Annotated in this window: 16 protein-coding genes; 8 read left to right on the forward strand and 8 right to left on the reverse strand. The window is 61.5% G+C overall.

Annotated elements, in window-relative coordinates; genetic code table 11:
• Positions 1-15: 15 nt before the first annotated feature.
• Positions 16-912: a PA4780 family RIO1-like protein kinase gene (locus JOE33_RS10795; RefSeq protein ID WP_003414611.1), complete on the reverse strand. Its 897-nt coding sequence runs from the start codon at positions 910-912 to the stop codon at positions 16-18.
• Positions 913-1,156: 244 nt separating this feature from the next.
• Positions 1,157-1,960, reverse strand: a complete 804-nt coding sequence (locus tag JOE33_RS10800; protein ID WP_187625084.1) for a helix-turn-helix transcriptional regulator — start codon at positions 1,958-1,960, stop codon at positions 1,157-1,159.
• 85 nt (positions 1,961-2,045) lie between these two features.
• On the opposite strand from JOE33_RS10800, the gene JOE33_RS10805 reads away from it, so the two are divergent.
• On the forward strand, positions 2,046-3,074 hold the full coding sequence (locus JOE33_RS10805; protein ID WP_054993591.1) for a bile acid:sodium symporter family protein: 1,029 nt from the start codon (positions 2,046-2,048) through the stop codon (positions 3,072-3,074).
• Positions 3,075-3,081: 7 nt separating this feature from the next.
• Here JOE33_RS10805 and JOE33_RS10810 read toward each other — a convergent pair whose 3' ends face one another.
• The 3 genes from JOE33_RS10810 to JOE33_RS10820 form a co-directional block, all read right to left on the reverse strand.
• Positions 3,082-4,479, reverse strand: coding sequence for a DUF726 domain-containing protein (locus tag JOE33_RS10810; RefSeq protein WP_054993592.1), 1,398 nt, complete (start codon positions 4,477-4,479; stop codon positions 3,082-3,084).
• A 32-nt stretch (positions 4,480-4,511) separates the two neighbouring features.
• The gene (locus JOE33_RS10815) at positions 4,512-4,790 is read right to left on the reverse strand and encodes a hypothetical protein (RefSeq protein WP_010436983.1); all 279 of its coding nucleotides are present in this window, start codon (positions 4,788-4,790) and stop codon (positions 4,512-4,514) included.
• A gap of 186 nt (positions 4,791-4,976) precedes the next feature.
• On the reverse strand, positions 4,977-6,254 hold the full coding sequence (locus tag JOE33_RS10820; RefSeq protein ID WP_122622096.1) for an acetyl-CoA C-acetyltransferase: 1,278 nt from the start codon (positions 6,252-6,254) through the stop codon (positions 4,977-4,979).
• A 108-nt stretch (positions 6,255-6,362) separates the two neighbouring features.
• Between JOE33_RS10820 and JOE33_RS10825 the strand changes: the two genes are divergently transcribed.
• The 6 genes from JOE33_RS10825 to JOE33_RS10850 all read left to right on the forward strand — a co-directional run bounded on the left by JOE33_RS10825 (position 6,363) and on the right by JOE33_RS10850 (position 11,022).
• The gene (locus JOE33_RS10825; protein WP_122694512.1) at positions 6,363-7,718 is read left to right on the forward strand and encodes a 3-oxoacyl-ACP reductase; all 1,356 of its coding nucleotides are present in this window, start codon (positions 6,363-6,365) and stop codon (positions 7,716-7,718) included.
• A gap of 30 nt (positions 7,719-7,748) precedes the next feature.
• Positions 7,749-8,606 carry a MaoC/PaaZ C-terminal domain-containing protein gene (locus tag JOE33_RS10830; protein WP_187625083.1) on the forward strand — a complete coding sequence of 286 codons (858 nt, stop codon included), beginning with the start codon at positions 7,749-7,751 and terminating at the stop codon, positions 8,604-8,606.
• Positions 8,607-8,727: 121 nt separating this feature from the next.
• Positions 8,728-9,033, forward strand: coding sequence for a MazG-like family protein (locus tag JOE33_RS10835; RefSeq protein ID WP_054993595.1), 306 nt, complete (start codon positions 8,728-8,730; stop codon positions 9,031-9,033).
• Positions 9,030-9,779 carry a methyltransferase domain-containing protein gene (locus tag JOE33_RS10840; protein ID WP_010436973.1) on the forward strand — a complete coding sequence of 250 codons (750 nt, stop codon included), beginning with the start codon at positions 9,030-9,032 and terminating at the stop codon, positions 9,777-9,779. The genes JOE33_RS10835 and JOE33_RS10840 overlap by 4 nt, the downstream gene beginning before the upstream one ends.
• Before the next feature lie 19 nt (positions 9,780-9,798).
• The gene (locus JOE33_RS10845; RefSeq protein WP_096140245.1) at positions 9,799-10,437 is read left to right on the forward strand and encodes a DUF4136 domain-containing protein; all 639 of its coding nucleotides are present in this window, start codon (positions 9,799-9,801) and stop codon (positions 10,435-10,437) included.
• Positions 10,438-10,455: 18 nt separating this feature from the next.
• On the forward strand, positions 10,456-11,022 hold the full coding sequence (locus JOE33_RS10850) for a DUF4136 domain-containing protein (RefSeq protein WP_054993598.1): 567 nt from the start codon (positions 10,456-10,458) through the stop codon (positions 11,020-11,022).
• A gap of 117 nt (positions 11,023-11,139) precedes the next feature.
• On the opposite strand, the gene JOE33_RS10855 is transcribed toward JOE33_RS10850, so the two are convergent.
• Genes JOE33_RS10855 through JOE33_RS10865 form a run of 3 tightly spaced genes read right to left on the reverse strand, consistent with a single transcriptional unit; the run spans position 11,140 to position 12,820 of the window.
• The gene (locus JOE33_RS10855) at positions 11,140-11,730 is read right to left on the reverse strand and encodes an LON peptidase substrate-binding domain-containing protein (protein WP_032615343.1); all 591 of its coding nucleotides are present in this window, start codon (positions 11,728-11,730) and stop codon (positions 11,140-11,142) included.
• A 14-nt stretch (positions 11,731-11,744) separates the two neighbouring features.
• Complete coding sequence (locus tag JOE33_RS10860) at positions 11,745-12,461, reverse strand: LrgB family protein (protein WP_032615345.1); 717 nt, start codon at positions 12,459-12,461, stop codon at positions 11,745-11,747.
• On the reverse strand, positions 12,458-12,820 hold the full coding sequence (locus JOE33_RS10865) for a CidA/LrgA family protein (protein ID WP_010436959.1): 363 nt from the start codon (positions 12,818-12,820) through the stop codon (positions 12,458-12,460). Before JOE33_RS10865 ends, JOE33_RS10860 begins: the two co-directional genes overlap by 4 nt.
• A 203-nt stretch (positions 12,821-13,023) precedes the next feature.
• Here JOE33_RS10865 and JOE33_RS10870 point away from each other — a divergent pair, with 203 nt between their 5' ends.
• On the forward strand, positions 13,024-13,479 hold the full coding sequence (locus JOE33_RS10870; RefSeq protein ID WP_122529416.1) for a MaoC family dehydratase: 456 nt from the start codon (positions 13,024-13,026) through the stop codon (positions 13,477-13,479).
• Positions 13,480-13,546 lie beyond the last annotated feature (67 nt).

The following is a 13,546-nucleotide window of genomic DNA, read 5'->3' on the forward strand; positions in this document are numbered from 1 at the left end:
TCCCACAGTGGGGTCTTACTGCATCCACGGCGGCGGTGGTTCTTCAGTGGACTTGCTCGGTGGTGCGTCGTCTGCCGCACGAGCTGCCTGGCGGCGGGCTTCGTCGAGGCGGGCGGCTTCGATTTCGCGCAGTACGCCGCCCACATCGGCTTCGTCCTCCGGCTCATCGAATTCACCGGTCAGCACCGTGGTAGGCGACAAGGTGCCTGCCTCGTAGTACGACCACATTTCCTTGGCGTACTTGGTCTTTCTGAGCTCCGGCGCGAAGCGGCCGAAGTACAGTGCCATGTTGCCGACGTCGCGCTCCAGCATGCTGAACGCGTGGTTGTTGCCCGCGGCATCGACCGCTTGCGGCAAGTCGATGATGACAGGACCGGACGGCGCCAGCAGCACGTTGAACTCCGACAGGTCACCGTGCACCAGACCGGCACACAGCATCAGCACGATCTGCTCGATCAGGAACGCGTGATACTCGCGTGCCTGGTCAGGCTCCAGCACCACGTCGTTCAGACGCGGCGCTGCATCGCCATACTCGTCGGCCACCAGTTCCATGAGCAGCACGCCTTCCAGGAAGTCGTACGGCTTGGGAACCCGCACACCTGCGCCGGCCAGACGAAACAGCGCAGCCACTTCGGCATTCTGCCAGGCGTCTTCGGTTTCCTTGCGCCCGAACTTCGAGCCCTTGGCCATGGCGCGGGCCTGACGGCTGTTGCGTACCTTGCGACCTTCCTGATACTCGGCCGCCTGACGGAAACTGCGTTTGTTAGCCTCCTTGTAAACCTTGGCACACCGCAGCTCATTGCCGCAACGCACAACATAAACAGCTGCCTCTTTACCACTCATGAGCGGGCGCAGCACCTCGTCGACCAGACCGTCTTCGATCAGGGGTTCAATGCGTTTAGGAGTTTTCATCAGCTTTTATTGTGGGTCCTTTGTTGCCAGATACGCGATTGTTGCCGTTATACGGCAATCCTCCGCCAGCGAGTAGGGGTAACACCCTGTGGATTGAAAGGTTTTTTAAGAAAAAACCACGCAATCCCCCGGTTTAAAGCACCTTTCGTGCCGTACAGCCGGTGAAAGATATTCCGGGACAAAACATGTAAACGCAGAAAAAACGGCGTTAGATGCACTCGTTAGTGCACAAGACATCCATGCCTTACTTGAACAAGTCACCGGGGGTATGGCCGAACAAACCCTTGAACGCGGCGATGAACGCTGACGTCGAGTCATAACCGCAGGCCAGCGCGGTGTGCGTCACACTGGCGCCCTCTTCCAGTGCAGACAACGAAGACAGCAGACGTGCCCGCTGCCGCCAGCCACGGAAGCTCAACCCGGTTTCCCGCTGAAACAGGCGCATCAGGGTCTTCTCGGAGGTCCCGAGACGGGCAGCCCAGTCATGCAGGGTTATCAACAGGCCCGGCTCTTCGATCAACTCATTGCACAGCCCCAGCAAACGCGGATGACGCGGCAACGGCAGGGAAAAGCCGACTTCGGGCAGTTGCGCCAGTTGATCCAGCAGGACCTGCACCAGACGCGCCTCATGGCTGTCCTGCTCGGGATAATCCACGGGCAACAGGCAGAAGCTCTTGATCAGCTCGCGGGCCAGTGGCGTGACCTCCAGCACCCGACACCGCTGCGGTGCCCACCCCGAATCTGCCGTGCGAATGTACAGGCTGCGCATTTCGGCACGCATCGAGGTCACGACCTCATGCTCGAGCCCGGCAGGCACCCAGACGCCCCACTGTGGTGGCGCAAAGAAACTGCCCTCGGCGGTATGCACCCCCAGAACGCCACTGATCGCGTAGGAAAACTGCACCCAGTCGTGGCGATGGGGCGGCGTCCACGAACCGGCGCTGAGGCTTTCGGCACGGGCATACAGCGGGCGCGGCAGACCGGACAAAGCCGGTATCTGCCGTTCACCCGTGGGCGGCCGCTGATTGATCTGTCCGTTACTCGGCATCTTATGGCCTTATGTCGCAAGACGGCTATGGAGCAACAGAGTAGCCTGCACGCATCTCTGTTTACAAAAGTTCTACGGACCCCGCATGCAATCACTCAAACACTTCAAACGCGTCGCCACCGACTGGTTCCTCTGGGGCATGGTCCTGGCGACGGTACTCGCCTATTTCTTTCCTCGTTTCGGCGCTACCGGCGGCAGCATGCACGCTGAATACGTCATCAAGGTCGGCGTGTTCGTGGTGTTCTTTCTGCATGGCGTGAACCTGTCCAGCGAGCAGATCAAGAAAGGCCTGACCAACTGGCGCCTGCACGTGATGATCCAGGTCTTCACGTTCGTGGTGTTCCCGCTGATCTGGCTGGCGTGCCACAAGCTGCTGGGCACGCAGGTGCCGGCACTACTGATGCTGGGCTTTCTCTACCTGTGCGCCCTGCCCTCGACCATTTCGTCCTCGGTGGCGCTGACCGGCAGCGCGGGTGGCAATGTCCCGGCAGCGATTCTCAACGCCAGCATGTCCAGCGTCATCGGAATTTTCATCACCCCGTGGCTGGTCAGCCTGGTGGTCGGCACCGGCGCTGGCGGAATCGATCTGGGCGATACGCTGCTCGACCTGTGCGCCATGCTCCTGTTGCCACTGGTGCTGGGCCAGCTCATGCGGCCGTTGCTGGGCAAGTTCTTCGCCCGTCACAAGAAATACACCAACCTGATCGACAAGCTGGTGATTCTGCTGCTGGTGTATGCGGCGTTCTGCAACTCGATGATCTCCGGCATGTGGCAAAGCCAGGGCAACAGCGTGATCCTGACGGCGTTCATCGGCACCGCACTCCTGCTGGCAGTGATTCTGTTGATGACGACCCGCACGGCGCGGGTGCTCAAGTTCGATCATGCCGACAAGGTCGCGGCGGTGTTCTGCGCCACCAAGAAGTCCCTTGCCGCAGGCGCGCCGATGGCCGCACTGATTTTCGGCAGCAATCCGGGGCTTGGCCTGATTCTGTTGCCGATCATGATCTACCACCCGATGCAGTTGATCGTCTGCTCGATCATCGCCGAGAGCTACGCCAGTCGTCATCGCCAGCAGCTTTCGGCCGCCGCGCTGGAAGAAGCTCGCGCCGCGTGAACCCGGCTTACATCAGCGCGTCATCATCCAGCGTGACGCGCGCGTAGAAGACGATCGCCACGGTCGGGATCAGTGCGGAATAACCCGGCCGCAGCGCGGTGCCGAAGTGCGTCAGCAACCGTTGCACCGGGGCCTGGCGGATTGCGCCCAGCAAGCCCTTGACCGCGCCCGGCGCCTCGTCGGGCTGCGCGGCCTTGAAAAACGCCGCCACGGTCAGACGCTCGGCCAGTGCATCGACATGCGCGGCATAGATATCCCAGCTCATCGCACGGACACTGGCGCGCGGCATCTGCACCAGCGGGTGCGCGCTGTTGAACGCATGGCGAAAGAACGTTCTGAGCAGCAGCTCTTCCACTTCAACCACTGTCGCGCACTGGTGCAACGCGTCGCCCAGGCCGTATTGTCGCGCCAGCATGCCCAGCACTCGCGTATAGGGCACGCCACGACGCCGGGCGGCATTGATCAGAAAGTGCCCGGCGACCAGTTGGAATTCGCGCACGAATGCGTAAGTGCGGTCCGCTTCAGTGGCCTTGAGGCGCGTCCAGCGACTGCTGCGCAAGTGCTTGATGGCCGCCTCCAGCACGTAGTCCGGCGAACGGGCCAGAACGCTGTGCAGCCAGATATCCTGCAGGACCGGGTCGCGGGTCATGGTCGGTAGCACCGTAACGCCGGTTTCCAGCCCTTCACAGCCACTGAAGCGGGTGGCAATCAGCACTTCCTGCAAGCGCTGCCAGTAATGGTGATGGCGATACCCCTGCATGCGCACGTTCTCGAAGTGCTCGACCGGCGTGCGCCCCAGGCTCTTCTCGCCCAGATTCAGCAAGAGCACATGATCTTCAGTTGAGTACGCATTGATCAGCCGTCCGCTGATTCTCTGCTTGAGCAGCTCGGCTTCGGCAGCATCGATACGTACGGCAGCGGCCATCAGCAATACATCGCCCACCACCAGCCCGTGTTCGGGCGTCTGCTGCAGGTCCTTGAGTGCGCTGACCAGCAGCCGGCCGCCCAGTGAATGGCCAATCAGGTTGACCTGCTTGACGTCGGGATGATGCTCGAACAGGTAGCGATCCAGCTGCGCCAACAGCACCTTGCCCATGTCGCGGGCACGGTTGCGGATACGCGCAAAGTGAACGACACGATCCCCCGCCAGCGCTGCCGCACCCGCGAGCGGGTGCACACGGGCAGCCGCCATCAGCAGGCCACGGGAACGGTTGTCCATCTGGGTGAAATGGCTGGATGGCCAGAACGCCAGAATATTCACACTCTGGCGCAAAGCGCCGGGGATGCTGTTGGCCAACAGGCGTCGGTCATCCAGATCATGCCCTGACGAATAGCCGTGAATGAAGACGTTGGCGACCTCGCCCGAGGTCTTGGGCAGGGTCAGAAACTTGAAGTGATTTTCCACGTTGTCCTGTCACACATGGGCGGATTGCACGCTCAATTTCTGGCGATGAAGCGCTTGGCGATCAGTACGATCAGCCGCAGGCAGAACATGATACCGGTTACCGCGATGACCCATTTGGCCACCAGCAGGAAATAAACCTCTATTTCATCGGAGACCAGCCCCACCAGCAAGCCCATCCCGCCGATCAGCAAACCGATCAGCATCAGCCCGATATAGGGTCTCAGCCAGCGGGTCCGCGCGCCTTTGTCGAACAGATAGAGCACGGTGCCGATCAGAATCAGAAGTACCGACACACCAATGATGAGCCCCATGCCTTACCTCAACGTTACAGGCCAATAATGCTGATTGATCATCCCGCGCACGGGTGTGACGCGGGGCGTCACGAAATGCATTCCCACGCTGGGGCGTGAGGAACGGTAGTCGTCAGGTAGACCGCTATCGTGCCCATGCCCTGCGTATTTCAGCTGTGGATTATGCCCATGACCCCAGCCATTTGCCTAACGCTCCAGAATTGCCGTCACGCCCTGGCCGCCTGCGGCACAGATCGAAATCAATCCACGTCCGCTGCCTGCCGCGTCCAGTAGCTTGGCCAGGTTGGCGACGATTCGGCCTCCGGTCGCGGCAAACGGGTGACCGGCAGCCAGTGAGCTGCCTTTGACGTTCAGTTTGCTGCGATCAATAGACCCCAGCGGCGCGTCCAGCCCCAGGCGGGTCTTGCAGTAGTCGGCGTCTTCCCAGGCCTTGAGGGTGCACAGCACCTGCGCGGCGAAGGCTTCGTGAATTTCGTAGTAATCGAAGTCCTGAAGGGTCAGGCCATTGCGGGCCAGCAGACGCGGAACCGCATAGACCGGTGCCATCAGCAGCCCTTCTGCACCGTTGACGAAATCCACCGCTGCAGCCTCGCCATCGCGCCAGTAAGCCAGCACCGGCAGGCCCCGCTCGCGAGCCCATTCCTCGCTGGCCAGCAACACCACCGACGCACCGTCGGTCAACGGTGTCGAATTGCCCGCCGACAAGGTGCCCTTGGCGCTGCGCTCGAACGCAGGCTTGAGGCTGGCGAGCTTTTCAAGCGTCAGGTCCGGACGCAGGTTGTTGTCACGGATCAGACCGCGATACGGCGTCATCAGATCGTCCTGCCAGCCCTCGGCACAGGCTGCCGCCATTTTCAGGTGGCTCTCGAGCGCCAGCTGATCCTGCGGCCCGCGCTCTATGCCCCAGGTCTGCGCCATCAGCTCGCAATGCTGACCCATCGACAAGCGCGTACGAGGCTCGCCGTTACGGGGCAGCTCCGGTTTGAGGTGGTGGGGGCGCAACTGCATCAGGGCCTTGAGCTTGTCAGCGGGCGTCTTGCTGCGGTTTACCTGCAGCAGGATCTTGCGCAGCACCTCGTTGACGCCGATCGGTGCGTCGGACGTGGTGTCCACGCCGCCGGCAATGCCGCACTCGATCTGCCCCAGAGCGATCTTGTTGGCCACCAGCAACGCCGCTTCCAGCCCCGTACCGCACGCTTGCTGAATGTCGTAAGCCGGGGTCTGTGCCGAGAGCCGCGAGCCGAGCACGCATTCGCGGGTCAGGTTGAAGTCTCTGGAGTGCTTGAGCACCGCGCCCGTCACCACCTCGCCCATGCGCAGCCCGTGCAGATTGAAGCGCTCGATCAGCCCTTCCAGAGCAGCCGTAAGCATGTCCTGATTGCTGGCCGTGGCATAAGGGCCATTGGAGCGCGCGAACGGAATGCGGTTACCGCCGACGATGGCGACCCGACGAGGATGCGTCATGGAAAACTCCCTTTCTTCAAGCGAATGAATGAGCCGTGTCGATCGCAAGAACAAACGTCATGCCACCGTGGTCCATTCCTTTGAACCCCGACTTCAGGAGAGTGTTCCATGCCGTCAGATCGCTATATTGATTTCGCCAACTCCGACATGGGTCGGCGCCTGGTGAAGGCCGTCGGTCTGCCCGCCCCCACTCACCTGGAGCGCTGGCAGGCCGGGCGTCTTCGGCCCGTCGAAGGGACATTGCTGATCAGTGCAGGACCACTCGGGGATCAGGTCCGCCAGTTCGCCAGCCGCCTGACCGACTCGCTGTACAGCTTCGGCAGCGCCATGCCCGGCGCCACAACATGGGTGTCCAACCAGGGCCCCCGTCTGAAAGCGGTGGTCTTCGACGCCAGCCAGATCCTGCGCACCGAGCAGCTCAGACAGCTGCGGGACTTCTTTCAGCCGCTGCTGCGCAATCTCGACCACTGCGCGCATGTGGTTATCCTCGGCAAATCTCCCGAGACACTCGATGATCCTTTGGCCGCCAGCACTCAACAGGCCATCGAAGGCTTCAGCCGCTCACTGGCCAAGGAAGTGCGCAATGGCGCAACGGTCAAGCTGCTGCAAGTGGATGACGACGCGCATGATCAACTTGAGGGTGCCCTGCGCTTCTTCCTCACACCCAAGGCTGCGTTCATCTCCGGTCAGCTCGTCCACCTGAGTGCCTGCCCGAGCAAAGTGCAGGACTGGACCCGCCCGCTGGCAGGGCGCAAGGCAGTGGTGACGGGTGCTGCACGCGGCATTGGCGCGTCGATCGCCGAGACCCTGACCCGTGATGGCGCGCAGGTCATTCTGCTGGATGTGCCGCAGACCAGAAACGAGCTGGAAGCACTCGCCTCGCGGCTTGGCGGTCAGGCTCTGGCGCTGGATATCTGCGCGGCGGATGCCCCGGCACAGTTGCTCGAACACCTGCCCGATGGCGTCGACATACTGGTGCACAACGCCGGCATCACGCGCGACAAGACACTGGTCAACATGCCGGAAGATTTCTGGGACTCGGTACTGGCGGTCAACCTCAATGCGCCGCAAGTGCTGACTCAGGTGCTGCTCGATGCGGGAGCCTTGAAGGATAACGCGCGGATCGTGCTCATGGCCTCGATCAGCGGTATCGCCGGTAATCGCGGGCAAACCAACTACACCACCAGCAAGGCCGGTCTGATCGGCTTTGCACGGGCCATGGCCCCCGGACTCAAGTCACGCGGCATCAGCATCAACGCCGTGGCGCCGGGCTTCATCGAAACCAAAATGACCGCGCACATGCCGTTCACCCTGCGTGAAGCCGGGCGGCGCATGAGTTCGCTGGGTCAGGGCGGCTCGCCACAGGACGTTGCCGAGGCAGTGGCGTGGTTCAGCCAGCCGGGCAGCGGCGCAGTGAGCGGTCAGGTTCTACGTGTCTGTGGTCAAAACGTGATCGGGGCCTGAGGTCCCGTACCGAATTCAAGGAGATGGACAATGACGGCTCACTGGCGCTACCTCAATTCCCTGCAGCCCCTGTCCAACCTGTTCATCCAGGCAGCGCTCAAGCGCAAGGTAACCGGGATGCAGCTACCCGACCTTGGCTTGCGCAGCTGGATCGCGGTCGATACCGACAAGCTTGAAGCGTACCGCAAGGTCTGCGGATTCGAAGAAAGCAGCCTGCTGCCGCCGACCTATCCGCATGTGCTAGCGTTTCCGTTGCAAATGCAATTGATGACCTCCGAGGACTTTCCATTCCCGCTGCTGGGGCTGATTCACCTCGCCAATCGCACCCGTACGCATCGTCCGCTGGGTGGTGTGAGCCAGTTGTACATCAGCGTTCAGGCCACCGACCTGCGCCCGCACGCCAAGGGTGCGACGTTCACACTGGTCACCCAGGCAGAAGACGGCATGGGGCTGTTGTGGGAAGAAGAAAGCACCATGCTGTGCACCGCCGTGCACCTGGAAGACAGCCCCGTGAGCTATCCCGAAGCCGCGCCGCTCCCGCTCAGCGAGCTGCAGGGCTGGCGGGCGACGGCGCAGATAGGCCGCGAGTACGCCAAGGTGTCGGGCGACTACAACCCGATCCACCTCAGCGCCCCCAGCGCCAGGCTGTTCGGTTTCCCGCGTGCCATCGCCCACGGCATGTGGCTCAAGGCCCGTGCGCTCGCGGCGCTGGGCGAGCATTTGCCGGCCTCGAATGTCGAGATCAGCGTGCAGTTCCAGAAGTCCGTACGCCTGCCTGCCGACGTGATGCTGTCGGCGAGTGCCGCCGGCTCGCATGGCCAGTTCCGTGTCGAAGGCCAGGAGGGCATCGTGCATATGGTCGGCAGCTGGCAGCCTGTCACCGAGTGATGCACAGCCTGATGAACACCTCTGACGGGAGCCCTGCTCCCATCAACGGCTGAACAAACCGCAACGTCCACTTGCCTGGCGACCCGTTCCCCCTGAAGCTATGCGTCTTCAGGAGAGCACGATGAACCTCGACGAGTTGACCCAACGCCTGCACCGCATCCGCGACCAGAATGACTGGAAGCAATTCCACAGCCCGAAAAACCTGGCCATGGCTGCCAGTGTGGAGATGGCCGAGCTGGTGGAAATATTCCAGTGGCTGCGTGAAGACCAGTCCCGCGAGCTGCCTGCCGACCAGTTGGAGCACGCCGGCCAGGAAGTCGGCGACATCGTCCTCTACCTGTTGCTGCTGTGCAGCGAACTGGGGCTGGACATGGACAAGGTGGTGCGCAACAAGCTGGCTGACAGCGAGCGGAGATTTGCCAAGTGAGTGATCGGCATTTCGACCAGCTGGCGACCCGTTTTGCGGAAAAGATCTATGGCGGCGCCAAGGGAGCCATTCGTCTGGCGGTGCTGCAGGCCGACCTGACCGAGACCCTGCCGGCACGACCGCTTCGGGTACTGGATATCGGCGCGGGGCTGGGCCACATGTCGCTGTGGCTGGCCGAACAGGGTCATCAGGTGACCCTGGCCGAACCCGCAGAGCCAATGCTCGAAGGTGCACGTCAGCGCTTCGCCGATGCCGGACAGACGGCAACCTTCATTCAGGCCCCGTGGCAGGCGCTGCCCGATTTACTGAGCGACACTTATGATCTGGTGCTGTGCCACGCCGTGCTGGAGTGGCTGGCCGAGCCGTACACCATCCTCCCGGTGCTGCGCCAGTTGACCAAGGACGATGGCTGGTTGTCGCTGGCGTTTTACAACCGCGATGCCTTGATCTATCGCAACCTGTTGAAGGGCCATTTCCGCAAGATGCGCAAAAATGACATGGCCGGGGAAAGACAGAGCCTGACACCCCAGCAACCGCTCGACCCTCGGGAGCTGGCGACGCAACTTGAAGGCCTGTGGCAAGTCGAAACCCGTAGCGGGGTGCGGGTCTTTCACGATTACATGCCGGTTGAATTCCAGGCTCGGGCCGAGCTGACGGATCTGCTGGAAATGGAACTGGCGCATCGGCGTCATCCAGCCTTTGCCGGGTTGGGTCGATACCTTCACTGGATGTGCCGTCCGGTCTGACATCACTGCGGAGCCCACCATGAAACACCGTTCTGCCTTGTTTGCCGTACTGCTGGGGACCGCTCTGCTCGGGATCAGCGCCTGCCAGAGCGACAACCCGTATGTCGCCAGCTCTCTGCCCATGCCACCCGCCCCTGCGCAAGCGGCAAGGACGCTGGACATGAGCGCCTATCCTGCGCCGCCGCGTGACTATGGGCGTTATCGATCCTGGGGCTGGCTGAACGGCCAGCTGCCGCCCGGCACCGCATGGGTGGATTCGGCGCAGGTGGTCGAGGCTGTGAGCAATGGCCTGGACCAGCGCGGCTTGCGACCGGCACGCGGCAATCAGCCGGCAGACCTGTACGTCACGGCCACGACCCGGCAGGAAACCCGGCTGCGTCAGGTGCGGGAGGATTACGATCCCTACTATGGGGGCGGCATGGGCTATGGCCGCTACGATGGATACCGGCCCGGTTACGGCGGATACGCCAGTGTGCCGGTGGTACGCACTTACCAGGAAAAGGTCATGGTGGTGCAGATCAACCTGATCGACGCGCGTAGCGGCCAGCCGGTATGGAGCGCCAGCGCCGATGCGCGCGCCAGCAATAATCTGGCCGACCGCAGCAATGCGTTGCGTCAGGCCGTGCAACAGGCTCTGGCGGCCTACCCGCCTTCGTAACCCTTCCGGAGAACTGCCATGTTTCGCCGTATCGTTCTGCTGACCTGTGCCGTGTTGCTGACGGCCTGTCAGAGCAACTCGATCAATCGCGACTTCGATGCCCGGCGGGATTTCGGCGGCTATCGCAGCTGGAGCTGGAAAGAGCCCGCCGTTCAGTATCAGCCCGACAATGATCCACGGCTCAAGAGCGACCTGACCGAGCAACGCCTTCGCCAGTCGATCGGCGAACAGCTGGACCAGCGTGGCCTGCGCATGGCCGCAGCCGGCGCCCGGCCGGATTTGAAAGTGCAGGCCTGGCTGATTGTCGAAAACCGTCAGCAGACGGTCAGCACCAACTATGGTGGCGGCTGGAGCCCCTGGGGTGGTTATGGCTACTGGAACGGGCCGATGAACACCGAAACCCGTAGCGTCGACTACAAGGTCGGCACCGTGCAGATCGATATGTTCGACGGCAAGGACGGCAAACTGGTCTGGCGTGGCAGCACCGAGCGCATCCTTAACGACAACGCCGGCAGTCCGTCAGAGCGCGATCAGGCCATGCGCACCACGGTAGCGAAAATTCTGGAGCAGTATCCTCCGCGCTAACGCGCCTGACATGTTGCGCCCCACTACCTGATCAACCGGGCATGGTGCCGATGTACTACGTCGGCGTGCGTTTACGGGGGCACTGCTGTGTTGCGCAATGAACAGCGCGATCGAGGCTCAGGCTTGCAGATCGCCCTGCATTTCATCGAGCAATTCCTGAATCGCGTCGAGGCGCTCTTCGGGATCGTCGATTTCCAGCAGTTCCACTTTGTCTTTTTCAGTGAACGGCAGCAGATAGGCAAGCTGGTTGGACAACGCGTATTGCCCGGCGGCAGATACGCCCATGTTCAAGGAAGCCACCATGGGATGCTCGGCCAGCGCTTCGAGCAGGGCCACGAGGTCGGCGTCTTCCTCCTGCAACGGGCGCTCCACGGGCTCTTCCAGCCACTCGACCTCGGCCACCAGCAGTTGATCGCGCTGAACCTCAGCGGCGACAACCCGGAAGCGACGCCCGCCGACGACACGAATGCCCAGCAAGCCGTTTTCCTGCTGCTGAAAGTCCGTGACCAGCGCCTCGCAGCCGATCAGCGAGTAACCGTCCGGCACAGAGCCAATTTCATTCCCCTCGGTGATACACACCACACCGAAACCTTCACCCTGCTTCATGCAGCGGCCGATCATGTCCAGGTAGCGGGCTTCAAACAGCTGCAGATCAAGCACGCACCCTGGAAACAGTACAGCATTCAGCGGAAACAATGGCAGCGTCATAGAAAAGCCTCCTTTTAAATGGCCAGCGACATTGCCAACGGCAGGAACAACGCCGTTGCAACGCCCATCAGACTCATTGCCAACGCAGCAAAAGCCCCCGATTCCTCGCCCTCCTGCAATGCCACGGACGTGCCTACCGCATGCGCGGTGAGCCCCAGCGCCATGCCTCGGGCAGCAGGATTATCCACCCCGATCAGTGACAACAGACCGGGGCCGAAAATGGCACCGAATACGCCAGTAATCAACACAAAAACCGCCGCCAAGGCGGCAACCCCTCCGATCTGCTCGGCGACCAGCATGGCGATAGGCGACGTCACTGACTTCGGTGCCATGGTCATCAGAATCATGTGATCGGCGCCGAACAGCACCCCGAACCCCACGCACAAACCGGTGGCAAACACCCCGCCGACTACCAGCGTAGTCAAGACCGGCCAGAACAACTGGCGGATGCGCCGCATATTCAGATAGAGCGGGACCGCCAGCGCGACAGTCGCAGGCCCCAGCAACGTGACCAGAATCTCGGTGCTTTTGCGGTACTCGGTGTATTCAAGGTCACAAAACAGCACGACCCCGATTACCACCACCATCGAGACCAGCACGGGCTGCAGGAACAGCCAGCGGGTTTTTTCATAAACCGCCATCGCCAGTTGATAGGCCCCCAGGGTAATCGCGATGCCGAAAAGCGGGTGGTGAATCACCGACAGCCACGCTCCGTGCCAGTCAGGACTCATGGCAACTCCCGGCGCTGGGCCTGACGTTTGATCAGTGTCTGCATCAGCCAGCCGACGAAGGTCACGGAAATCATCAGCGACAGGGTCAGCGTGCCAAAGATCGCCCAGAAGTCCTGGGCGATGGCCGACGCGTAAACCATCACCCCGACTGCAGGCGGCACCAGCAGCAACGGCAGATAGCGCAGCAGGCTGCTGGCCGCCATGCTGATCGGCTCGCTGACTTCACCGCGCCACATCAAATAGGCCATCAGCAGCACGAGGCCGATGATCGGCCCCGGCAAAATCGACAGAAACAGATGGTTGAGCGCGGTCCCCAGCAATTGGAACAGCACCAGCCATGTCAAACCCCTTAACAGCATGAAGACTCCAGCAGATAAACGAACCCGGCGAACGATCGGCGTCATTATAAACACGCTGCGCCAGAGGTCATGAGTGGGTATTCGCATTGCCGCAGTTGCTTGACCGGCCAGCCGCCCTCTGCTGATCTGGTCATTCACCCGCAGGCATACGTTGATGCAGGCGGTGACAGCTCGATACCCCCTCATCAGACAAGGAGAGCGGCATGCCTTTTGTACCCGTCGCAGAGCTCAAGCAATACATCGGCAAGGACGCTGGCTATTCAGACTGGCTGACCATCGACCAGCAGCGTATCAACCTGTTCGCCGACGCCACAGGGGATTTCCAGTTCATCCATGTCGACCCGGTCAGAGCGGCGCAGACCCCGTTCGGCGCGACTATCGCACATGGCTTCCTGTCGTTGTCGCTGATCCCCCAGCTCATGGAGGGCATCATGGTACTGCCCGAAGGCTTGAAGATGGCGGTCAATTACGGGATGGACAGCGTGCGCTTCGTTCAACCGGTGACGGTCAACTCGCAAGTACGTCTCAAGGTCCAATTGACCGACGTGAGCGAGAAAAAACCCGGTCAGTGGTTGCTCAAGGCAACGGCCACGCTGGAGATAGAAGGTCAGGAAAAACCCGCTTTTGTGGCCGAACCTTTAACGTTGTGTTTTGTGTAAAGCGTTTAAAACATGAAACAGTCCTAACAGACTGTTTCATCCCGTTGACTCGCTGCGGCATACTCCC

The organism is Pseudomonas sp. PvP027 (assembly GCF_017833005.1).
Taxonomy (GTDB): Bacteria; Pseudomonadota; Gammaproteobacteria; order Pseudomonadales; family Pseudomonadaceae; genus Aquipseudomonas; species Aquipseudomonas congelans.

Coding starts and splice junctions, on each gene's coding strand:
- JOE33_RS10795 (WP_003414611.1), bottom strand. CDS start 912: ATGAAAACTCCTAAACGCATTGAACCCCTGATCGAAGACGGTCTGGTC.
- JOE33_RS10800 (WP_187625084.1), bottom strand. CDS start 1,960: ATGCCGAGTAACGGACAGATCAATCAGCGGCCGCCCACGGGTGAACGG.
- JOE33_RS10805 (WP_054993591.1), top strand. CDS start 2,046: ATGCAATCACTCAAACACTTCAAACGCGTCGCCACCGACTGGTTCCTC.
- JOE33_RS10815 (WP_010436983.1), bottom strand. CDS start 4,790: ATGGGGCTCATCATTGGTGTGTCGGTACTTCTGATTCTGATCGGCACC.
- JOE33_RS10820 (WP_122622096.1), bottom strand. CDS start 6,254: ATGACGCATCCTCGTCGGGTCGCCATCGTCGGCGGTAACCGCATTCCG.
- JOE33_RS10825 (WP_122694512.1), top strand. CDS start 6,363: ATGCCGTCAGATCGCTATATTGATTTCGCCAACTCCGACATGGGTCGG.
- JOE33_RS10830 (WP_187625083.1), top strand. CDS start 7,749: ATGACGGCTCACTGGCGCTACCTCAATTCCCTGCAGCCCCTGTCCAAC.
- JOE33_RS10835 (WP_054993595.1), top strand. CDS start 8,728: ATGAACCTCGACGAGTTGACCCAACGCCTGCACCGCATCCGCGACCAG.
- JOE33_RS10845 (WP_096140245.1), top strand. CDS start 9,799: ATGAAACACCGTTCTGCCTTGTTTGCCGTACTGCTGGGGACCGCTCTG.
- JOE33_RS10850 (WP_054993598.1), top strand. CDS start 10,456: ATGTTTCGCCGTATCGTTCTGCTGACCTGTGCCGTGTTGCTGACGGCC.
- JOE33_RS10855 (WP_032615343.1), bottom strand. CDS start 11,730: ATGACGCTGCCATTGTTTCCGCTGAATGCTGTACTGTTTCCAGGGTGC.
- JOE33_RS10860 (WP_032615345.1), bottom strand. CDS start 12,461: ATGAGTCCTGACTGGCACGGAGCGTGGCTGTCGGTGATTCACCACCCG.
- JOE33_RS10865 (WP_010436959.1), bottom strand. CDS start 12,820: ATGCTGTTAAGGGGTTTGACATGGCTGGTGCTGTTCCAATTGCTGGGG.
- JOE33_RS10870 (WP_122529416.1), top strand. CDS start 13,024: ATGCCTTTTGTACCCGTCGCAGAGCTCAAGCAATACATCGGCAAGGAC.